Origin of the sequence: Brevundimonas sp. EYE_349 (assembly GCF_023147505.1) — a bacterium.
GTDB lineage: Bacteria > Pseudomonadota > Alphaproteobacteria > Caulobacterales > Caulobacteraceae > Brevundimonas.
This window is the reverse complement of the sequence record NZ_JAHXPB010000001.1, coordinates 574657-595936: the sequence shown is the minus strand read 5'-3', so window position 1 is coordinate 595936 and position 21280 is coordinate 574657. Positions and strand designations below refer to the sequence as shown.

At 67.4% G+C, this 21280-nt stretch carries 22 protein-coding genes; 11 read left to right on the top strand and 11 right to left on the bottom strand.

The features are described 5' to 3' along the window. Positions 1–28 precede the first annotated feature (28 nt). Positions 29–220, top strand: a complete 192-nt coding sequence (locus KZX42_RS03175; protein WP_248117026.1) for a hypothetical protein — start codon at positions 29–31, stop codon at positions 218–220. Between the two features lie 7 nt (positions 221–227). Here KZX42_RS03175 and dprA read toward each other — a convergent pair whose 3' ends face one another. After that, positions 228–1301, bottom strand: coding sequence for a DNA-processing protein DprA (dprA, locus tag KZX42_RS03170; RefSeq protein ID WP_248117024.1), 1074 nt, complete (start codon positions 1299–1301; stop codon positions 228–230). Further along, positions 1298–1936 carry a glycerol-3-phosphate 1-O-acyltransferase PlsY gene (gene plsY / locus KZX42_RS03165; protein ID WP_248117022.1) on the bottom strand — a complete coding sequence of 213 codons (639 nt, stop codon included), beginning with the start codon at positions 1934–1936 and terminating at the stop codon, positions 1298–1300. The genes dprA and plsY overlap by 4 nt, the downstream gene beginning before the upstream one ends. Before the next feature lie 127 nt (positions 1937–2063). Here plsY and KZX42_RS03160 point away from each other — a divergent pair, with 127 nt between their 5' ends. Both KZX42_RS03160 and ubiM read left to right on the top strand, forming a co-directional pair. Then, positions 2064–2999 (top strand): glycerophosphodiester phosphodiesterase family protein, encoded by a 936-nt coding sequence (locus KZX42_RS03160; RefSeq protein ID WP_248117020.1) that lies wholly within the window; start codon positions 2064–2066, stop codon positions 2997–2999. 61 nt (positions 3000–3060) lie between these two features. Continuing rightward, positions 3061–4242 (top strand): 5-demethoxyubiquinol-8 5-hydroxylase UbiM, encoded by a 1182-nt coding sequence (ubiM, locus tag KZX42_RS03155; RefSeq protein ID WP_248117017.1) that lies wholly within the window; start codon positions 3061–3063, stop codon positions 4240–4242. A 7-nt stretch (positions 4243–4249) separates the two neighbouring features. On the opposite strand, the gene KZX42_RS03150 is transcribed toward ubiM, so the two are convergent. The 5 genes from KZX42_RS03150 to ruvX form a co-directional block, all read right to left on the bottom strand. Continuing rightward, a complete protein-coding gene (locus KZX42_RS03150) occupies positions 4250–5173 on the bottom strand; it encodes an alpha/beta hydrolase-fold protein (RefSeq protein WP_248117015.1) in 924 nt (307 codons plus the stop codon). Positions 5174–5239: 66 nt separating this feature from the next. Next, on the bottom strand, positions 5240–6514 hold the full coding sequence (gene pyrC / locus KZX42_RS03145) for a dihydroorotase (RefSeq protein WP_248117013.1): 1275 nt from the start codon (positions 6512–6514) through the stop codon (positions 5240–5242). Further along, positions 6511–7494 (bottom strand): aspartate carbamoyltransferase catalytic subunit, encoded by a 984-nt coding sequence (locus tag KZX42_RS03140; protein ID WP_248117011.1) that lies wholly within the window; start codon positions 7492–7494, stop codon positions 6511–6513. Before KZX42_RS03140 ends, pyrC begins: the two co-directional genes overlap by 4 nt. A 39-nt stretch (positions 7495–7533) precedes the next feature. Then, on the bottom strand, positions 7534–8457 hold the full coding sequence (locus KZX42_RS03135; RefSeq protein ID WP_248117009.1) for an AEC family transporter: 924 nt from the start codon (positions 8455–8457) through the stop codon (positions 7534–7536). Beyond that, positions 8454–8933 (bottom strand): Holliday junction resolvase RuvX, encoded by a 480-nt coding sequence (gene ruvX, locus KZX42_RS03130; RefSeq protein WP_248117007.1) that lies wholly within the window; start codon positions 8931–8933, stop codon positions 8454–8456. Before ruvX ends, KZX42_RS03135 begins: the two co-directional genes overlap by 4 nt. A gap of 112 nt (positions 8934–9045) precedes the next feature. Here ruvX and gatC point away from each other — a divergent pair, with 112 nt between their 5' ends. From gatC to KZX42_RS03110, 4 genes are all read left to right on the top strand, one after another. Then, complete coding sequence (gene gatC / locus KZX42_RS03125) at positions 9046–9333, top strand: Asp-tRNA(Asn)/Glu-tRNA(Gln) amidotransferase subunit GatC (RefSeq protein WP_248117005.1); 288 nt, start codon at positions 9046–9048, stop codon at positions 9331–9333. 2 nt (positions 9334–9335) lie between these two features. After that, entirely contained in the window at positions 9336–10814 is a 1479-nt protein-coding gene (gene gatA / locus KZX42_RS03120; protein ID WP_248117003.1) for an Asp-tRNA(Asn)/Glu-tRNA(Gln) amidotransferase subunit GatA, read from the top strand. A gap of 83 nt (positions 10815–10897) precedes the next feature. Further along, positions 10898–11872, top strand: a complete 975-nt coding sequence (locus KZX42_RS03115; protein ID WP_248117001.1) for a GAF domain-containing protein — start codon at positions 10898–10900, stop codon at positions 11870–11872. 137 nt (positions 11873–12009) lie between these two features. Further along, a complete protein-coding gene (locus KZX42_RS03110) occupies positions 12010–13527 on the top strand; it encodes an aldehyde dehydrogenase family protein (protein ID WP_248116999.1) in 1518 nt (505 codons plus the stop codon). Positions 13528–13757: 230 nt separating this feature from the next. Here the strand turns inward: KZX42_RS03110 and KZX42_RS03105 are convergent, their stop codons facing one another. Then, positions 13758–14096 (bottom strand): hypothetical protein, encoded by a 339-nt coding sequence (locus KZX42_RS03105; RefSeq protein WP_248116997.1) that lies wholly within the window; start codon positions 14094–14096, stop codon positions 13758–13760. Positions 14097–14192: 96 nt separating this feature from the next. Here KZX42_RS03105 and gatB point away from each other — a divergent pair, with 96 nt between their 5' ends. Beyond that, a complete protein-coding gene (gene gatB, locus KZX42_RS03100) occupies positions 14193–15695 on the top strand; it encodes an Asp-tRNA(Asn)/Glu-tRNA(Gln) amidotransferase subunit GatB (RefSeq protein WP_248116995.1) in 1503 nt (500 codons plus the stop codon). A 120-nt stretch (positions 15696–15815) separates the two neighbouring features. Here the strand turns inward: gatB and KZX42_RS03095 are convergent, their stop codons facing one another. Next, the gene (locus KZX42_RS03095; protein WP_248116993.1) at positions 15816–16859 is read right to left on the bottom strand and encodes an RcnB family protein; all 1044 of its coding nucleotides are present in this window, start codon (positions 16857–16859) and stop codon (positions 15816–15818) included. Between the two features lie 157 nt (positions 16860–17016). Next, positions 17017–17601 (bottom strand): RcnB family protein, encoded by a 585-nt coding sequence (locus tag KZX42_RS03090; RefSeq protein ID WP_248116991.1) that lies wholly within the window; start codon positions 17599–17601, stop codon positions 17017–17019. A 287-nt stretch (positions 17602–17888) separates the two neighbouring features. Between KZX42_RS03090 and KZX42_RS03085 the strand changes: the two genes are divergently transcribed. Then, positions 17889–18194: a sel1 repeat family protein gene (locus tag KZX42_RS03085; RefSeq protein ID WP_248116989.1), complete on the top strand. Its 306-nt coding sequence runs from the start codon at positions 17889–17891 to the stop codon at positions 18192–18194. A gap of 19 nt (positions 18195–18213) precedes the next feature. On the opposite strand, the gene KZX42_RS03080 is transcribed toward KZX42_RS03085, so the two are convergent. Then, on the bottom strand, positions 18214–18966 hold the full coding sequence (locus tag KZX42_RS03080; RefSeq protein ID WP_248116987.1) for a polysaccharide biosynthesis/export family protein: 753 nt from the start codon (positions 18964–18966) through the stop codon (positions 18214–18216). A 122-nt stretch (positions 18967–19088) separates the two neighbouring features. On the opposite strand from KZX42_RS03080, the gene KZX42_RS03075 reads away from it, so the two are divergent. Next, positions 19089–20528, top strand: a complete 1440-nt coding sequence (locus KZX42_RS03075; protein WP_248116984.1) for a Wzz/FepE/Etk N-terminal domain-containing protein — start codon at positions 19089–19091, stop codon at positions 20526–20528. A gap of 48 nt (positions 20529–20576) precedes the next feature. Next, a complete protein-coding gene (locus KZX42_RS03070; RefSeq protein WP_248116982.1) occupies positions 20577–21278 on the top strand; it encodes a hfsB in 702 nt (233 codons plus the stop codon). Positions 21279–21280 lie beyond the last annotated feature (2 nt).

Below are 21280 nucleotides of genomic sequence, written 5' to 3'. Positions count from 1 at the left end.
GATTGTAGTCGTCACAACGGAGGCGATCATGGCTAGCGTGAAGGATCCGGCGACCTCGCCCGACGATCAGAACGACATTGAGGCGGGGGTCTTTCCGACGCGCGAATACATCGGGGCCATGGCGCTGGAAATGGCGCGGATGGCGCGAGAGGAAGGCGACGGCCGCCTGGCGGGGTTGCTGGAGGATGCAGCCGGCGCGGCGGCGCTGCCGCCCGGATAGACAGACTCTAACTCGACGCCAAGCCGCCCGGGAGCAGTTCGGCGCGGCCGACCAGACTGAGTTCCAGAAGGGCGGCGGCGACCTGGGCGGCCGGGGCGTTCAGGGCGCGCGCGATCTCGTCGCGAGGCGTGGGTGTCGGTGAAAGCAGGCCGGCTACTCGCTCCAGGAACGCCTGATCCAGTTCGTCATCGTAACGCAAAGGCTCGGACGGCGGTTCGCGCAGGGTGCGCAGGGTGTCGAACGCGCGCTCGATGTCCTCTATGCCCTCGCACAGGATTGCGCCCTGACGCAGCAGTTCGTTCGGGCCGCGCGCGCGGGGATCCAGCGGCGAGCCGGGCACGGCGAAGACATCGCGGCCCTGTTCGGCGGCAAGGCGCGCGGTGATCAGGGAACCGGAGCGAATCTCGGCCTCGACCACCACCACGCCCCTCGACAGGCCCGAGATGATGCGGTTTCGACGTGGAAAGTCGCGGGCCTGAGCGCGGGCGCCAATGGGGCTTTCGGACACGATGCAGCCGCGCTCTGTCAGGCGGGCGTAGAGGTCGGCGTGCTCCGACGGATAGATATCGTTCACCCCGCCGCCCAGGACCGCGACGGTCCCACTCGACAAACTGCCTTCGTGGGCGGCGGCGTCGATGCCGCGCGCCATGCCGGACACGACGACATGGCCAGCCTGACCCAACTGCTGGGCCAGACCGCGCGCGATCCGCTGGCCGCCCGCCGAGGCGATGCGGGCGCCGACGATGGCGACGCAGGGGCGGTTCAGCAGTCCGGCGTCGCCGCGCGTCCACAGGATCGGCGGCGGCGGGTCGAGCGCGGCCAGCATTTCGGGATAGTCGGCGTCGCCCAGCACCAGCAGCCGCGCGCCGATAGCCTCGCCAGCAGCCAGTTCGCGCTCGACCGCCTGGACCGGCGGGGGCGTGGAGGCGGCGCCGGACTTGCGGACCAGGCCGGGCAGGGCGTCCAGCGCGGCGATGGCCGAGCCGTAGCGTCCCACGAGCTGAGTGAAGGCGACAGGGCCGATGCGATCGGTGCGGGCCAGCCGCAACCGGGCGAATCGTTCGGCCGGGGTCAGGCTCACGCCTTCTTGGCCCCGATGCGCGGCTCCTCGCCCTTGAGCAGCCGGGCGATGTTCTGGTGGTGGCGCACCCAAATCAGAACGGCGGCGAAAACGGTCAGGATCAGGATCGGCCTTCCGACCGGCAGGCCCACCGCCGCCAAGGGCAGAAGCGCCAGCAACGGCGCCGCCGCCGAGGAGATCAGGGCGGCCAGCGACGAGTAGCGGAACAGGAAGGCCGACAGCAGCCAGACGGCCCCGGCCATCAGGCCCAGAGGCCAGGCGGCGGCCAGCAGCAGGCCGTAGAAGGTCGCCACGCCCTTGCCCCCCTTGAACCCCAGCCAGACAGGGAACAGATGGCCCAGGAAGGCCGCGCCGCCGGCGATGGCGCCGGCCAGTTCGCTGCCGAACAGATGCCGTGCGATCAGAAGGGCTGCGGCGCCCTTGCCGGCGTCCAGCAGCAAGGTGGCCAGGGCCAGGTCCTTGCGGCCGGTGCGCAGCACGTTCGTCGCGCCGATGTTGCCGGAACCGATGTTGCGCACGTCGCCGGCGCCCGCCGCGCGGGTGATGACCACGCCGAACGGAATGGAGCCGAGCAGATAGCCGCCCAGGGCGACCAGCGCCAAGGTTCCCACCGCTGGGCCCGCCAGATCCTGCACTTTGATTCGCTCCCCGCGTGTCGTTGCGGCAAAATGCGTCGGCGCACGGCGCGGAGCAAGGGCGATCCGACCTCTTGACCTGGCGATCTGCGCAGCGTCTGGTCCGCCCGCCCTGCCGGAGAGTTCGATGCGCCAAATCTCGACTGCCGCCGCCGTCGCCCTGCTGATGTCCACGGCCGCCTGCGTCGGCGCGCCGGCGCCTGGCGCGCCGACGCCCGCCGGTGGACCAGCCATGGCCGCCTATTTCGACTGTGTGCGAGAGGGCGGCGTGGCGATCTCGGCGCACCGGGCGGTCTCGGCGCCGGACCAGCCGGAAAACTCCATCGCCGCCATCGAGGCGACGGGACGGGCCATCCCCAATGCGATCCTTGAGCTGGACGCGGTTCTGACGCGCGACGGTCATCTGGTGCTGATGCACGACGAGACGATGGAGCGGACCACCACCGGGCGCGGACGGGTCGCGGACCTGACCCTGGCCCAGGTGAAGCGGGCCAGGCTAAAGGGGTCGAACGGCGCCCTGACCCGCGCCGCGCCGCCGACACTGGGCGAGGCGCTGGACGCCGCCGGTCGCGTGGGCGCCATCGCCAGCATCGACCTGAAACCCGCAGAGGGCGGTACGACCGTCGATCTGGCGCGAGCGGTGATCGACCAGGTGCGGCGGTCCGGTGCGGCGAACCGGGTCATCCTGATCACCTACAACGACGCCGATGCGCGGGCGGTGGCGGCCATGGCGCCGGAGATGATGATTTCGGCGGGCTTGGGCAGCGTGGCGAACCTGCGCGGGTTGAACGCGCCGCAAATCCTGGCCTGGACCGGCACGCGCGAGGAACGTCCGGCGCTGTGGCGCGCCCTCCGGGAAGCCGGTGTCGAGGTTCAGTTTGGCACCCTGGGCGCCGAGGGTGTTCGGCGCGACGACCGCTATGCCGCCGACGGCGACGTGTCGGAATATCGCGATCTGGTGGGCCAGGGCGTGACGGTGATCGCCACCGACACGCCGCTGGCGGTCAAGTCGGTGCTGGGCGCCGAGGTGGCCAAGGCCGCCACCTGTCCGCGTCCGCGCTGACCTCGCCCAGGTTTGCGCTGCATCAAGGGCGCTGGCGTTGCGATCAGGCAGGAGCGCGCCGATGAACCAGGATCTGACGTTCGATATCGCCGTGGTCGGGGCCGGGCCGGCAGGCTTGGCCTTCGTCCGTTCGCTGGCGGGAGCCGGGCTGTCCGTCGCCCTGATCGAGGGGCAGACCGAGGCGAGCCTGCGCGATCCCGCGTTCGACGGGCGCGAGATCGCGTTGACGCACCATTCTATGCGCCTGCTGAAGACGATGGGCGTCTGGGACCGGATACCGGCCGATGACATCTCGGACCTGCGTCAGGCGAGGGTGCTGGACGGCGGCTCGCCCTTCGCCCTGACCTTCGGCGGCGTGAATGCGGACCGGCTGGGTGTACTGATTCCCAATCATCTGATCCGGCGCGCCCTTTTCGAGGTCGTCGAGGGTCAGGCAGGCGTTGATCTGATGGCCGGACGGCGGGTGGCCGACTGTCGGATCGAGCCTCACAGACCGCGCGGACGGCTGACGCTGGACGACGGCGCGACGATCTGGGCCGAACTGATCGTGGCGGCGGATTCGCGCCTCTCCTTCATGCGTGACCAACTGGGCGTGGGGGCCGAGATCAATCGGCTGGGTCGTTCGATGATGGTCTGCCGGATGCGGCACGATCAGGCGCACGGTCATGTGGCGACCGAATGGTTCGACCACGGCCAGACTATCGCCCTGTTGCCCGTTTCGGATGCTCAGCAACGGGTGTCCTCGGTGGTGATGACCCTGGCGGCCCCCGCCATCGCCGACCTGATGGCGCAATCGCCCGAGGCCTTTTCGTCGTCCATGGAGCGGCGATTGAAGGGGCGGCTGACCGGGTTGGAGTTGGTCGGTGGGCGCCACGCCTATCCGCTGGCCACGACCTGGAGCCATCGGTTCGCGGGCGACGGCTTCGCCCTGATCGGCGATGCAGCGGTGGGAATGCATCCGGTCACCGCCCATGGCTTCAACCTGGGTCTGCGCGGGCAGGAGACTCTGGCCAGGGTGGTGCGGGAGGCGCGACGCTCGGACATCGGTTCGGGACGTCTGCTGGCGCGCTATCAGCATGAACATCGCCTCGCCAGCTGGCCGCTTTATCGGTGCACGAACGCCCTTGCGCGCCTGTTCACCCAGGAAGCCCCGCCGGCCCGACTGGCGAGAGGCGCGATGCTGCGCGCCAGTCAGTCGACCACGCCGTTCAAGGCGGTGGTGAAGCGGATGCTGACCGCCTAGCCCGACGTCAGGGACGGGCCGGCAGCACCGCCGTGAGCGCGCGCGTGAACCCGACCGGAGCGACGGTCAGATGGTCCTCGTCCTGCAGGACGACGGATCGGACGGTCAGATGCGGATAGCTGCGCGATTGCAGCGTGCGCTCCATTGCGTGAACGTCGCCCACCATATCCGCGCCAGAGGTGTTGCGGCGGTCGGGTCTGGGAACCTCCCAGCCGCCGATATACATGAAGACGTCGGCGGGCAGGTCGCGGTGGGTGCGGGCGTAGTTCGCCTCCATCCCCATGATGTGGCGCTTGTCGTACCAGAAGGACGGGCTGCCTAATATGTAGGCTTGGAACAGACCGGGATCGGTGAACAGGATTTGCGCGCCCAGCAGACCGCCGTAGGAATGGCCTAGGAACACGCGGCGGGCAGGATCGGCGCGGAAACGGTTCTCGACGAAGGGCAGGGCCTGGGTCTTCAGATAGGCTTGATAGGCGGGGCCGCCGCCATGGGGTGTTGAACTCGCCCTGCTGGGGCCGTTTGGCGTCGGCGTGTAGTCGCGGTTGCGGCTGACGGTGCCGCTGTCGCCACCTGAATAGGACAGGCCGACCAGGATGAACTCTTCGATCACCGGGCCATCCAGGTTCACCCGCCGGGCGATCTGGCGGATGATCGGGAAGGCGTAGTCGGCGTCGGTCGCATAGAGGACCGGGTAGCGGCGTTGGGGATTGGCCTGATAACTGGCGGGCAGGCTGACAAAAACCTGATAGTCACGGCCCGAAACGGGGTCGGGTACGGTCCAGACTTGGGTGCCGGCCAAAACGTAAGGCGCGCCTTCGGTGGCGCCCGGCGCCGGCGAGGACTGGGCGTCCGCCGGTTGCGAACAGCCCATCACGGCGCCGGCGACAAAAACCAGCCCAAGGCCCGCGCCGCATTTCCAGAGAGTCATGCCCCACTCCTCCCAAGCCTCACTTTCGTCGAGCCTCAGGGCGGAATGTGGCGGAAAGCCGGAGCGTCAGTGAACCTTGCGCCCCGCCACCCAAGTTCCGACGACCTTGCCCTGTAACCGGCGACCATCGAACGGCGAGTTCTTGGATTTGGAGTGCAGGGCGTCGGCGTCAATGATGACCGGCGCGCCGGGGTCGAACAGGATCAGGTCGGCGGGCGCGCCCTCAGCCAGGACGCCCGCGTCGAGACCCAGCAGGGCGGCGGGACCCTGGGTCAGGGGACGCAGGACGTCCAGCAGTTCCAGACCGTCCTCGTGATGCAGGGTCAGGGCGGCGGGCAGCAGGGTCTCAAGCCCGATGGCGCCAGGCGCGGCCTCGGCGAACGGGCGGCGCTTGTCCTCGGCCGGGGCGGGGGCGTGAGCCGAGGTGATGACGTCGATCAGGCCTTCGCGCACGGCCTCGATCAGGGCCTGACGATCAGCCTCTGAACGCAGCGGTGGGTCGATGCGATAGAAGGTGCGATAGTCGCCGATGTCCACCTCGTTGAAGCACAGGTGGTTGATCGAGACGCTGACGGCGACCTCCAGCCCCTTGGCGCGGGCACGGGCCAGCGTCTCCAGCGCGCCTTCGGTCGAGATCTGGTCAACGAGGAAACGGGCGCCGGTCTGCTCGACCAGGGCCAGATCGCGTTCCAGACCGATGCGCTCGGCGATGGCCGGGCTGCCTGACAGGCCCAGGCGCGTGGCCAGTTCGCCGGAGGCGGCGACGGCGCCTTCGGTCAGCCAGGGATCGGCCGGGCGGCAGGCGATCAGGGCGTTGAAGGCGGCGGCGTAGCTCATAACACGTTGCAGGGTGCGGCTGTTGACGACGACCTTGTCCACATCGGTGAAATAGAGGGCGCCCGCCTCGTCCATCAGGCCGATCTCGGCCATGCGTTGGCCGTCCAGCCCCTTGGTGGCGGCGCCGGCTGCGCGGACATTGACCAGGTTGAGGGCCGCGCCGCGACGCTGGATGAAGTCGATCACCGCCGGATCGTCGATGGCGGGGTCGGTGTCGGGTTGGACGACGATGGTCGTCACGCCCCCGGCGGCGGCGGCCAAGCTGGCGGACTTCAACGTCTCCTTGGGCTCGGCGCCGGGTTCGCCGGTCTTGACGCGGATGTCGATCAGGCCGGGCGACAGGCACAGGCCATCAGCGTCGATGATCTGATCGGCGGCCAGATCAGGCGCGGCGCCGTGAACGACGCGGACCATGCGTCCGTCCTCGATCAGGACCGAACCCAGACCGTCATAGTCGCTGGCGGGGTCCAGAAGACGGGCGTTGACGATTGCCAGAGTGGTCATCGGGCGTCTCCCCAACGGGCGGAGAGGGAGGCGAGGACGGCCATGCGGGCGGCGACGCCCATCTCGACCTGATCCTGGATCAGGGAAACGTTCAGGTCGTCGGCGACCTCGGAATCGATCTCGACGCCGCGGTTCATCGGGCCGGGGTGCATGACCTTGGCGCCGGGCTTGGCCCAGGCCAGCTTCTCGCGGTCCAGGCCCCAGAAACGGAAATATTCGCGCGTTGAGGGGACCAGGGCCCCCGCCATCCGCTCCAGCTGCAGGCGCAGCATCATCACCACGTCGCAGCCCTGAAGCCCCTCGCGCATGTCGTGGAAGACCTCGCAGCCCCAGCGGTCGGCGTCGCCGGGCACCAGTGTCGGCGGGCCGATCAGGCGGACGCGCGCGCCCATCATCTGCAGCAGGGCGACGTTGGAGCGGGCCACGCGGCTGTGGGTGATGTCGCCGCAGATGGCGACGGTCAGACTGGTCACATCGCCAAAGGCGCGGTGCAGGGACAACAGGTCCAGCAGGGCCTGGGTCGGGTGTTCGTGGCGGCCGTCGCCGGCATTGACCACCGCGCAACCGACTTTCTGGCTGAGCAGTTCAGCCGCCCCCGAGGCCGAATGGCGCACGACCAGAATGTCGGGCTTCATGGCGTTTAGCGTGACCGCCGTGTCGATCAGGGTCTCGCCCTTCTTCACCGAGGACGAGGCGACCGGCATGGTGACGACATCGGCGCCCAGACGCTTGGCCGCGATCTCGAACGAGGATGAGGTGCGGGTCGAGTTCTCGAAGAACAGGTTCACCACCGTTCGACCGTGCAGCACGTCCAGCGCCTTGGAGGATTGGCGGTTGAAGGCGACGAAGGCGTCGCCCAGCTCCAGCAACTGCGGCGTCACGAACGGATTGAGGTCAGATGCCGCGAGGAAGTGGGATTTCGGGAACGGGATCAGCCGGTCGCGGATGGTCTGATCGGTGACTTGAGCGGGCTGGGTCATCGAGACGCGGCTATAGGCGCGACTCGGCCTGAAAGCCAGTCAGGTGAAGTGGAACAGGGCCAGCAGGATGGGGATGACGACCGCGCTGCCCACGGTGGTCAGGGCGATGACACCCGCGATCAGAGGCGCGTCGCCGCCCATCTGACGCGCCAGCACATAAGAGGCCGCCGAGCCCGGCGCGGCCCCGCAAATCAGGGCGATGCCTTGCGCCAGACTGTCGCCGCCCAGCGCCCAGGCGATGAACCACATCAGCGGCGGCATGACGCCCAGCTTGACCAAGGTGACGGCGGCGATGGTCTTGCGGCGGCGTTTCACCTCGGCGAAGGACAGGCCTGCGCCAGCGACGATCAGGCCCAGCGGCAAGGCGGCGGCGCCCAGCAGGTTCATGACCTCGGACAGGCCGGGGATCAGCGGCGCGCGCAGGACGTTCAGCGCCAGACCGATCAGACACGCCAGCAGGATCGGATTGGCGATCATCGACTTCAGCAAACCGAGAACTGACGGTTCGCGGTGCAAGGCGCCCCATTTCGCCAGCACGGCGACGCAGGCGATGTTGGTCACCGGAATGATGAAGGCGATGGCCACGGCGGCCAGGGCCGTGCCTTCCGATCCATAGATCGACTGGATCACCGGCACGAAGACGAAGCTGTTCCAGCGGATCACGCCCTGAAAGACGCTGGTGTAGGCGGGGCCGTCCAGCTTGATCAGCGGCTTGGCCGCCAGCGTCGCCGCCGCCACGATCAGGGTTGCGCCCACGGCGGCAGAACCTGCGACCGTCGCGCCGCCGCCCGCCAGATCGGCGTGCCAGATCGCGGGGATCAAAAAGCTGGGATAGAAGATGTTGATCGACAGCTTCTCGATCGGCCGCCAGGCTTCGTCGGGCAGGAAGCCCGATTTGCGCAGGCCGTAGCCCAGGGCGATCATCAGAAAGACGGGCAGGATGCCCGCGGTCAGGGCTGTCAAATCCAGGTCGCCTGATCCCGCACCCGATCCAGCGCCCCTTGCAGAATCCAGGCGGCGGCGGTGCGGTCGACGACCTGGGCGCGACGTTTGCGGTTCAGGTCCAGGTCTTCAATCAGGAAGCGTTCAACGGCGCTGGTGGACAATCGCTCGTCCCAGAAGGCGATATTGATGGGGCGCAGCCGCTCCAGATTGCGCGCGAAGGCGCGGCAGGACTGGGCGCGGGGGCCTTCGGTCCCATCCATGTTGGCGGGCAGGCCGATGACCAGGGCCGAGACCTTGCGGTGGTTCATCAGCTTGAACAGGTGTTCGGCCTCGACGGTGAACTTGGACTTGCGGATCAGCTCCAGCGGCGAGGCGATCAGGCGCGTGGAGTCCGACACGGCGACGCCGATGGTCTTCTCGCCCAGGTCCAGCCCCATCCACGGCGTGTCGGGCGGGCAGGCGGCGGGCAGGTCGAGGAGGTCGAGAACGGGCACGGCCGGGCGGTAGGCCGCAAACCGGCGGAAGTCAAAGGCGTCGCCTTGTGAATCCGAGGTCGGAAGGCTATCCCGCCGATACATTCCTTATCGACGTGTATTGGAGGGCCGCATGGCCATCGACGCTGCGACGGTGCGCAAGGTTGCGCATCTCGCCCGCATCAAGACCCCCGAGGACCGGCTGGAACCGCTGGCGCAGGAGCTGAACGGCATCCTGAACTGGATCGAGCAGTTGGATCAGGTGGATGTCGAAGGCGTGGAGCCGATGACCTCGAACGTGGCCCAGCCGCTGCGCCTGCGCAACGATGTCGTCACGGACGGCGCCAAGCGCGACGCCGTCCTGTCCAATGCTCCGAAGTCGGCTGACGGCTTCTTCGTCGTGCCCAAGGTTGTCGACTGATCATGAGCGACCTGACCAAACTGACACTGAAGGCGGCCGTCGACGGCCTGAAGGCCAAGGAATTCTCCTCGGCTGAAATCACCCAAGCCTTCCTGACCAATATCGAAGCCTCAAACCCGACGCTGAACGCCTATGTCGAGGTGACGGCGGACAAGGCGCTGGAAATGGCCAAGGCGTCCGACACCCGTCTGGCGGCAGGCGAGGGCGGCGTGTTGGAAGGCGCGCCGCTGGGCATCAAGGACCTGTTCTGCACCGAGGGCGTGCAGACGACGGCAGGCTCCAACATGCTGCGCGGCTTCGTCCCGCCCTATGAATCGACCGTGACCGCCAATCTCTGGCGCGACGGGGCGGTCATGCTGGGCAAGCTGAACATGGACGAGTTCGCCATGGGCTCCTCCAACGAAACCTCGGCCTTCGGGCCGGTGAAGAACCCGTGGAAATCGACGGGCTCGAACGCCGAGCTGACGCCGGGCGGTTCGTCGGGCGGTTCGGCCTCGGCGGTCGCCGCCGACCTGTGTCTGGCCGCCACCGCATCGGACACCGGCGGCTCGATCCGCCAGCCCGCCGCCTTCACCGGCACGGTCGGCATCAAGCCGACCTATGGCCGCGCCAGCCGCTTCGGCATGGTGGCGTTCGCCAGTTCGCTGGATCAGGCCGGACCGATCACCAAGACGGTCGAGGACGCGGCCCTGCTGCTGCAATCCATGTGCTCGTTCGACGCCAAGGATTCGACCAGCCTGGATATCCCGACGCCTGACTGGACCCAGTCGGTCGGCCAGTCGGTCAAGGGCCTGCGCATCGGCGTGCCGCGCGAATATGTCGTGGACGGGATGCCGGCGGAAATCCAGGCGCTGTGGGATCAGGGCGTGGCCTGGCTGAAGGACGCCGGTTGCGAGATCGTCGAGATCAGCCTGCCGCACACCAAATACGCCCTGCCGACCTACTATATCGTCGCGCCTGCCGAGGCGTCGTCGAACCTGGCCCGTTACGACGGGATGCGGTTCGGACATCGCGCGGAGGAGTTCAAGTCGCTGGACGACCTGTACGCCACCTCGCGCGCCGAGGGCTTTGGCAAGGAAGTGCAGCGTCGCCTGACGATCGGCGCCTATGTGCTGTCGGCCGGTTTCTACGACGCCTATTACGTCAAGGCGTTGAAGGTGCGTCGCCGCATCGCCGAGGATTTCGACAATGTCTGGGGTCAGGTGGACGCCATCCTGACGCCGTCGACGCCGTCGGCCGCCTTCGCCCTGGGCGACAAGCAGATCGACCCCCTGACCATGTATCTGAACGACGTCTTCACGGTGACGACCAATCTGGCCGGTCTGCCGGGCATTTCCGTGCCGGCAGGGGTGGATTCGGGCGGTCTGCCGCTGGGCCTTCAGGTCATCGGAAAGGCCCTGGACGAGGCGACGGTGTTCCAGGTCGGCGCGGCGCTGGAACGCGCGGCGGGCTTCACCGCCAAGCCGGACCGCTGGTGGTAGGCCGTCCAGCGTAGGATGGTCGCATTGACGCCCGCGGGCCGCGGGCGTCTGATGGCTCCAGTTGCAAGACCTGGGAGCCAACCATGGACGAGCGAACGGGAAACGACCACCGCAGCCTGATCAAACAGGTGCTGGACGATGGGGCAGGGCCCGCGCGGTCGGCGCTGGCGGCGTCGTGGCGACGGTCGATGACGCTTTATGGCCTGGATCCTGAAAGTCGGGGCCAGGTGGTCACCCTGACCGAAGGCCAACTGCGGGCCGCGCGCGAGGCGATGGAGCCGGTGACGCAGGCGGCGCAGGGCGTGCTTGATAGGCTGTTCCTGGCCGTGGGCGACGCGGGATGTTGTGTTCTGCTGTGCGATGCATCGGGCGTGCCGGTCGAGCGGCGCGGCATGGCCAGCGACGACGACACCTTCCATCGCTGGGGACTGTGGCCCGGCGCGGTCTGGTCCGAGGCGGTAGAAGGCACCAATGGCATCGGAACGGCCCTGGCCGAAAAGAGGGCGGTGACCATCCACCGCGACCAGCATTTCCATGCGCGAAACACCGGGCTGAGCTGTTCCAGCCATCCGATCTACGATCATCTGGGGCGGCTGGCGGGGGCGCTGGACGTGTCGTCCTGCCGGGCGGATCAGACCGAGGCCATGCTTGGGCTGATCACCGCCGCCGTGGCGGATGCGGCGCGCGCCATCGAGGCCCAGACCTTCCGCAAGGCCTTTTCCGAGGCGCGGATCGTCCTGGCCGGCGACGTGGCCGAACGTAATACGGCGGCCCTGCTGGCCGTGGACCGCGACGACCTAGTCATCGGGGCGACCCGTGCGGCGCGACTGGCGCTGTCGATCACGGACGAGCGGATCGCGGGGCAGTTGGCGGCCTGGGAGGTTCTGGGCGGCGGCTCCATCGAGGCGGACCTTTTGGAGGCCGAGCGCGGAGCGGTCCGGCGGGCCCTGGCTTTGAACAACGGCAATGTGTCGGCGGCGGCGCGAGGTTTGGGCGTTAGCCGGGCGACCCTGCATCGCAAACTGCACCGGCTGGGCCTTGCCGGCGCCGCCCACTGATCGCGACTGTCGCAAACCTGCGACAGGTTTGCAGCGCACCATGAACGGCCGGTCTGGCGCCCACGCGCCCCTAGGACGAGCTTCCGGTCCCAACGACGTCGATAAGCGACGCCCGAGAAGCACGTCAGGAAGCCATCATGACCAAGCCCGAATTCAGTCGCGCCGCCACCCCCAAGTTCAAGGCGCGCTATGACAACTTCATCGGCGGACAGTGGGTCCCACCGGTCAACGGCCGCTATTTCGAGAACACCTCCCCGGTGAACGGCCGCGTCCTGTGCGAGGTGGCCCGGTCGGACGCGGCGGACGTCGAAAAGGCGCTGGACGCCGCCCACGCCGCCAAGGACGCCTGGGGCCAGACCAGCGTGGCGGAGCGCGCCCTGCTGCTGAACCGCATCGCCGATCGGATCGAACAGAATCTGCAGGCCGTCGCGGAGGCCGAGACCTGGGACAACGGCAAGCCGGTGCGCGAGACGCTGGCGGCCGACATCCCCCTGGCCATCGACCATTTCCGCTATTTCGCCGGCTGCATCCGCGCCCAGGAAGGCGGGATTTCGGAGTTGGACCACAACACGGTCGCCTATCATTTCCACGAGCCGCTGGGCGTGGTGGGGCAGATCATTCCGTGGAACTTCCCGATCCTGATGGCGGCGTGGAAGATCGCTCCGGCCCTGGCGGCGGGCAACTGCATCGTGCTGAAGCCGGCCGAACAGACCCCGGCCTCCATCCTGCTGGTCGTCGAACTGATCCAGGACCTGCTGCCGGCCGGCGTGCTGAACATCGTTTCGGGCACGGGCGTCGAAGTCGGGGAACCTCTGGCCACCAATCCGCGCATCGCCAAGATCGCCTTCACCGGCTCGACCGCCGTTGGTCAGAAGATCATGGAATACGCCACCCAGAACATCATCCCGGTGACGCTGGAACTGGGCGGCAAGTCGCCGAACATCTTCTTCAAGGACGTGATGGATCACGACGACGCCTTCCTGGACAAGGCGCTGGAAGGATTCGCCATGTTCGCCCTGAACCAGGGCGAGGTCTGCACCTGCCCCAGCCGGGCCCTGGTGCACGAGGACATCTATGACGCCTTCATCGAGAAGGCGATCGCCCGGGTGAAGGCGATCAAACAGGGCGATCCGCTCGACCCCGCAACCCAGGTCGGCGCCCAGGCGTCGGACCAGCAGTTGAAGAAGATCCTGAGCTATCTGGATATCGGCAAGGCCGAGGGCGCAGAGGTTCTGACCGGGGGCGAACAGGCCGTGCTGAATGACGATCTGTCGGGCGGTTTCTACGTCGAGCCGACCGTGTTCAAGGGCACGAACAACATGCGAATCTTCCAGGAGGAGATCTTCGGCCCCGTTCTGGCTGTGACCACCTTCAAGACGCTGGAAGAAGCCATCGCTATCGCCAACGACACCGAATACGGCCTTGGCGCCGGGGTGTGGTCGCGCGACATGAACACCGCCTATCGCGCCGGCCGCGCCATTCAGGCCGGACGGGTCTGGACCAACTGCTATCACCAGTATCCGGCGCACGCGGCCTTCGGCGGCTACAAGAAGTCGGGCATCGGGCGTGAAAACCACCGGATGATGCTGGACCACTATCAGCAGACCAAGAACCTGCTGGTCAGCTACAGCCCCGACAAGCTGGGCTTCTTCTGATCTGAATCAAGGATGGTCGACCTCGGATCGACCATCCTGTGCCTTGCCCGCCGGCCAACTCCCACGGCGAGTGAAACTTCCGGCGGGCGGGCCGATGTCCTGCTTTCGGTCCGTCCGTCCGGCGATTTTCTGGTGTCGATCTTCGACATGGCGCCGGAACGGGACCAGGGTGGTCGTCGGCGGGCGGCCGGGCGAACCGGCCGCCTCTGTTCCTTTGCGCGAAAAATGGATCAGGCGGCCGGGATGGCTTTCAGATCCGTGTCGATGGCCGCGATCTTGGCGTCAGTGATATTGCCCTGAGAGAAGGGCGCGACCTGACGCAGGGTCATGCCCTTGAACTGGGCGTAGGCGGGGTGACGGTCGATGCCGGGCAGATGCTTGTCCAGCACGGCCTTGGTCGCCGGATCGGCGACCAGCGCCTCGATGGTGCTGTCGATCGTCGGATGGGCGGCCTGGTGATCCACGGCGTGATGGTCGTGGGCGGGGGCAGGGGCGGGCTCCGTCTGCGCCGAGGCGGCGCCAACCGCGAGCAGAGAGGCCGCAGCGGCGGCGAACAGGGTCTTGGTCATCGAAATCTCCTTTGAGAGGCGGAAGTTGATCGCCTTTCGCGACATCATCAAGACAGCCCCCTTTCTCGCCGCCGACGAGGGCGCTAGGACGGGCGCATGACCGACACTGTTTCGACCGCGAAAACGATCAAGGGCCGCACCGGCGATTGGGAAATCGTCATGGGGCTGGAAATCCACGCCCAGGTGGCGTCCAAGGCCAAGCTGTTCTCCGGGGCCGCAGTCGGCTTCGGCGCGGGACCGAACGAGCAGGTGTCGCTGGTGGACGCGGGCTTCCCCGGCATGCTGCCGACGCTGAACAAACACTGCGTCGAACAGGCGGTGAAGACGGGCCTGGGCCTTCGCGCCCAGATCAACAGGCGCAGCCAGTTCGACCGCAAGAACTACTTCTATCCCGACCTGCCGACCGGCTATCAGATCAGCCAGCTCTATTACCCCATCGTGGGTGAAGGCTTGGTCGAGGTGGAGGCCGAGGACGGCAGCTTCTTCAACGTCGGAATCGAGCGGCTGCACCTGGAGCAGGATGCGGGCAAACTGATCCACGACCTGTCGCCGACCGAAAGCTATGTGGACCTGAACCGGGCCGGAACCGCGCTGATGGAGATCGTGTCGCGTCCCGACCTGCGCACGCCGGAAGAGGCTGTGGCCTATGTGAAGAAGATCAGGACCATCCTGATCTACCTCGGCACCTGCGACGGGGACATGGAGAAGGGCAATCTGCGCGCCGACGTGAACGTGTCCGTCTGCCGTGCGGGCAACTACGACAAGTTCAAGGCCAGGGGCGATTTCAGCTACCTGGGTACGCGCTGCGAGATCAAGAACGTCAATAGCTTCCGCTTCATTTCTCAAGCGATACAGTATGAGGCGCGCCGCCAGATCGAGATTCTGGAGGACGGCGGTTCGATCACGCAGGAGACGCGCCTGTTCGATCCGACCAAGGGCGAGACGCGCTCGATGCGGTCCAAGGAAGAGGCGCAGGATTATCGCTACTTCCCCGACCCCGACCTGCTTCCGCTCGATCTGGAAGAGGCCTGGATCGCCGAGATCAAGGCGTCCTTGCCCGAGTTGCCGGACGACAAGCGCAAGCGTCTGATGGCCGACTATGGGCTGTCGCAATATGACGCCATCGTGTTGATCTCGGAGCAGGCCAAGGCCGATTATTTCGAGGCGGCGGCCAAGGGCCGCGACGCCAAGCTGGTGTCGAACTGGGTGACGAACGAGGTCTCGGCGCGTCTGGCCGCCGACGGCAAGGACTTCAGCGAAAACCCCCTGCCGGCGGCGCATGTGGCGCAACTGGTGGAGTTGATCGAGACCAACGTCATCTCGTCAAAGATCGCCAAGGAGGTGTTCGACCACGTCTGGAACGGCGAAGGCTCGCCGACCGACGTGGTCGAGAAGCACGGCCTGAAACAGGTCACCGACACCGGGGCCATCGAAAAGGCCGTGGATGAGATCATCGCCGCCAACCCCGACAAGGCGGCGGCCGTGGCCGAAAAGCCCCAGGCCATCGGCTGGTTCGTCGGGCAGGTCATGAAGGCCACAGGCGGCAAGGCCAATCCGGCGGCGGTCAACGACATCCTGAAGGCCAAGCTGGGCCTGTGACGACCAAGGTCGCGTGAACGGCGAAGGCCCCCGCAGATCGCTCTGCGGGGGCTTTTCAATAGGGGCCTTCTTAATGAAAGGCCCGGCAGCCGGGCTCAAGTCAGCAAGACCGGTTGGCGATCACCAGCGCCAGGCGTCGCGAACGACATCGATGATGTAGCCGTCGAATTCGTCGATCAGATACAGGGTGTTGTCGACCGAGACCCAACGTGTGCCGGGCGGCGGATAGCCCAGCCCATAAGTCCGCCAGTCCTGCAGCTGATAGCGCCAGAAGGCGTCAGGCAGATATTGCCCCACCGACCAACTCCGTCCCCAATAGGAACGTGGCACGCTGTAGTAGCCCCAGCCTGGCGCGAAGTAGAAGCCCGACCGGAAGCCGTCATAGCCCCGGAATCGGTTGTCGTTGCGCCACCAGTCGGCGCGACGTTCGCGATAGAAGTCGCGCCGCCAACGCTCGGCGTCGAACCGCTGACGGAACTCGCGGCGCAGACGTTCGCGGTCGCGGTCGTTGTTCCAGCCCGGGCGGGGGCGATCCGGCCGGTTCCAGCCATCGGGCCGGTCGGGGCGGTTCCAACCGCCATCTGGACGTCCAGGGCGCGGGCCGCCGGGGTTCGGACGATCTGGCCGGTTCCATCCCCCTTCGGGACGATCCGGGCGTCCGCCAGGACCGGGCCGGTCCGGTCTGTTCCAGCCGCCTTCCGGCCGGTCAGGGCGTTGACCGCCGGGTGTAGGCCGGTCCGGGCGCGGCGCACCGGCGTCGGGGCGATAAGGACGCGTGCCGCCCCCGTTGGGGCGGTCAGGCCTGTTCCAGCCGCCTTCGGGCCGTTCTGGTCGCGTGCCGCCAGGGTTCGGACGGTCGGGCCGGTTCCAACCGCCTTCCGGTCGGTCGGGCCGTTGGCCGCCGTTCGGCCGGTCAGGCCGGTTCCAACCACCCTCTGGCCGTTCAGGGCGAGGACCGCCAGCCTCGGGACGCGCGGGCCGCTCGAAGCGGGGCTGCGTCTCGCGAGTTATCGCGGGCCGGTCGGGGCGATCCGCGCGGCGATCTGGACGTTCACGGCGCGGCGCGGGCTGTTCCGTCGCATCCTGCGCCAGGGCTTGAAGTGGAGCGGCCAAGGGGCCGGCGACGCCGGCGATGGCGGTGAAAGCCATCAGAAGGCGTTTCATGGTCTTTGCGTTCCTGCACGCCGGTTTTCCGGCGGCTTGGGCAGACGATGCGGCCCTGTCGATGAACCCAGACTGAACATGGTTTTCAGCTGGCGGCCGCCAAGAAAAAAGCCCCGCAGACGACCGCGGGGCTTCTCGATACTCGCGTCAAACCGGCTCAATAGACGCCGGACATGACGCTGGCGATCAGGCCGGTGGCCACCGCGATCATCAGGATGTCGTTGCCGGCGTGAACATAGCGATAGCCGCGCGGCGCTTCGCGGAGGCCATAAACATAGGGATCGCGGACATAGTAGGTCCGATACTGCGACGGCAGATAGCCGCCGGTGCGCCAGCGGTAGCCATAGTAGCGCGGTTCGACCCGATAGTAGCCGTAGCTGGGCGCATACCAGTAGCCCGCGCGCGGACCGTTGTAGCCGCGGAAGTCGGCGCGGCCACGCCACCAGTCGCGATTGTTGCGATCCCAGCGGTCGCCGCGCCAATCGCGGCGGTCGTCGCGACGCTCGGCCCAATAGTCCCTGCGGTCATCACGGCGGTCGCGCCAGTAATCGCCGCGATTCGCGTATCGACCGTCGCGCCAGTCGCGACGATCATCGCGCCGCTCGTGGCGGAAGTCGCGTCGGTCGTCGCGTCGATCCTGGCGATACTCGCGGCGGTCGCGGTCCTGGGCCTGAACGAGCATCGGCACGGCCGTCGTCGACAGGGCGAGGGCGACGACGGCGGCCTTGGTGAGGCGGTTCATCAGAAGTGCTCCATTTCTGGGGCGGCCGACGAAGACGCCGGATCGACCCGTTGATGACCGCCAGCTTCGCCACTGGCGGCTGAATGCCTGCTGAATGGCGCAGTCAGGTTCTCAGAGCCGTTCGCAATCGGGTTTTTGAGCTGTGAATCACCGGGCGAGTATTCATTCCTGCTTTACTGAAAACCCCGCGTCACGCCGTTCGCCGTTAACTTTAACTTCAAACCGCCGGTATTTGATGAGGTCTCATGAGGCGGGTCCAGAACGGCGCCCGTTCAGGAGATACGGTGATGAACGCGCAAGAACTGGCGCATGATCTGCAAGCCCAGAACGACGGGCTGCCGCTGCCGACGCCGGACATGTCCGGCGACGACCTGTTCAAACTGGGCATGATGTATTCGGCTGGATCGGGCGGCTGCCCGATGGACCGGGTGTCGGCTCACATGATCTTCAACCTGGCGGCCATGAAGGGCTCGGTCGAAGCGCGCGTCTATCGCCGCGAGATGAGCATGGAGATGGAGCGCGAGGAGATCGCCGAGGCGCAAAAGGCCGCGCGCCGCTACATCGACCAGGGCGTGGTTCAGCTGGTCGCCTGACCCGCCAGGCGACAGCCCGTCAGAACTGGGCGAAGCCGTTTCCGCGCGTGCCGTTGATCGAATAGCTGAAGCCGATGGGCAGGGCGGCGCGGACCTGGGTGAAGAAGGCCGCGAGTTCGCCCAGGGTCGAGCGCGGCACGAACAGGATGTCGCCACGCCGCAAGGCCACGACCTCGCCCCGACGCGGCCGAAGATCCACGACGCGCATCATGCGCGATCCGCCCGGACCCCGACGGATCAACGCCACCTGGTCCGGTCGCGATGTTGGGGCGAATCCGCCGGCCTGGATGATGGCCTGATAGGCGTCCAACTCGCCCACCATCTCGAACACGCCCGGCGTGCGGACTTCGCCGTCCACCCAGACGCGGATCGGCCCTGCCTGGCGCAGGGTCACCTCGACCACCGGTCGGATCAGTTGGGACGCATAGGCGCCAACCAGGTTCTGTTGCAGTTGGGGCAGCGTCTGGTCCGCCGCCATGACCGACCCGATCAGCGGCAGGGCGATGCGACCGTCCGGCCCGACCTTGACCGTGCGGGTCAACTCGGACGCCGTGGGCGTCGCCACCTCGATCTCGTCGCCGGGATAGAGCAGATATTCCGGTTGGCGGTCCGTCCAGTCGGCGAAGGCCAGGCCGTTCAGATCGCGGTCTGGCGCCCGGCCGCCGTCGAATGACGAACGCGGCGCGCCCATGCCGCCCCCGCACGCCGCCAGCGACGAGGCGATAGAGGCCGAACCCAGGGTCAGCAGGAACAGGCGGCGATCTGTCGGCATGAGAATCGGTCGGCCCTTGAGCAGCGGTTGGAGGCAGGGTCGTCGGTTATGGGTAATCATCGGTTAACGCCGGTGGGCGAAGGGTGGCTGCAACAGGTCTTTCTAGGGATTCGGCGCGTTCGATGCGTTCCACGGCATACGTCACGGCAAGACCGCGCTACGGCGTGCTGGACGTGATCGGCCTGCTGTTTCGCGAACTGCTGCTGATGATCCTGGTCTTCGTCGTGATCCTGGGGCTGGGATTCGCGGCGGCGATGACCCTGAAGAAGAGCTACACCGCCACTGGATCGGTCTTCGCCGGCGTCGGCCAGGAATATGTCTATCAGCCGCGCGTGGGCACGGCGGAACGGGGACAGGCGCCGCAGGGCGACGAGGTCGCCAACTCCGAAGCCGCCATCCTGGGTTCCAGCGCCGTGCGCCAGAAGGTGGTCCAGGCCTTGGGCCCCGCCGCAATCCTGGGTGAAGCGCCGAAGGGCGGGGCGGAGAAGGCGCAGGCCGCCGCGACCAAGGCGATAGGCGGCGGCCTGGGCGTCGCCACGGCGCCCGGCAGCGCAGTGATCCATCTGACCTACAAGGCCGACGATCCCGAGCGCGCCGCGCGGGTGCTGAACGCCGTGATCGAACAGTATCTGATCTATCGCCGCGAAGTGTTCCAGGACAAGACGCCGGCCATCGCCAGCCAGCGCGTGGCCTTCGAGGACGAACTGGGCGATGCGGACCGGGCCTATGAGGCCTTTCTGACCTCCAACCAGATCGGCGACTTCGCGGCGGCCAAGGCCACGCTGGCGGCGACCTATCAGAGCGTATTCACCGACCGGATGTCGACCCAGAGCCAGCTGAACCAGACCAGCCAGAGGCTGAACACCCTGACGGCGCAACAGGCGGGAACGCCGGCCGAGGTCGCGCTGCAACAGGATCTGAACATCTCGGCTCAGGACCAGGTGCTGCAGCTGCGCACCGAGCGCGAACAGCTGTTGTCGCGCTATCAGCCCGACGCACAGCCGGTGAAGGACATCGAGGCGCGGATCAACCAGCTTCAGGCCTATGTCTCGACCGGAACGGCGGTGGGCGCCAAGGAAGTTCGGACAGGGCCCAACCCCGTCTGGACCGAGCTGGAAACCAACCGCATCAACACGCGCGCCGAGCGGGATTCGTTGGCGGCGCGCCTGTCGGTCCTGGATCGGCAGCTGAATGATCTTCGCGGCCGTCAGGCGCGACTCACGGCGCTGGAATCCGAGAATACGACCCTGGCCGGCAATCGCGAGGTTCTCAGCGCGTCGATCCGCGAGTTCCAGCAGCGCGAGACGCAGAGCCGGGCCGACAACGCCCTGGTCGCGGCGGGCGCCGACAACGTCACCGTCATCGAGCGCGCTCAGCCTCCGGCGACGGGCAAAAGCCTGAAGATTCCACTGCTGGCGGCGGTCTTCCTGTTCGCGGCCTTCACGGCTCTGTGCGTGGGTCTGCTGCGGGTCTTCACGCGGCGAGGCTTCACCACGCCGGCTTCTGTCGGCCGGACGCTGGACATGCCCGTCCTGGCCGTCGCCCCGGCGAAGGCGGGCTGACCGATGCCGTGCTAGGCTAGGGGTTCGAGGGAGCGCCTTGGCGATTCGATGGTCGATCTGACGTCTGAAATGGCGGGTTTGTGGGCCGCGCTGGGAACCGCGCCGGCGCACCGCGCGCGCGTCATCCAGTTCGCGGCCGCCGCGACCGGAGAGGGCGTCTCGACCGTCGCGCGCGAGTTCGCCCGTCTGGCGGCCGTGCGGGCGCGCAAACCTGTCTGGCTGATCGACGGCGATCTGGCGCAGCAGGGGCAGCTGGAGGCTGTGTCGGCCGAGCCGGATCGGTTCGGCCAGATCGGCAAGGCGGCCCAGGCCTCGCCCGACGGGTCGACGTTCTACGCCGTGACGCCGCGCGTGACGGGGCGCGACGGCAAACCTGTGCCGGACGCGCGCCTGATGACCGCCCGGTCGTGTCTGGGCGGCAGGCTGTGGGTGACCCACTTCCACATGGAGGCCTTGCGGTCCGGGCATCGGGTCGAGGCGTTGGGCGATCCGGGATACTGGGAGGCGCTGCGTCCCCATGCAGACACCATCGTCATCGATTCCCCGGCGGCCGACCGCAACGACATGGCCATCATCCTGGCCCCCTTCGTCGACACCACCGTACTGGTGGTCGCCGCCGAAAGCACGGCCGCCAGCGCGCCGGTGATCCTGCGCGACGAAATCGAGGCGGTGGGCGGGCGGATCGCCGGGGTGGTGATGAACCGCTCGACCTATCGCGTCCCCGGATTTCTGCAGCGTCTAACGGGGTGACG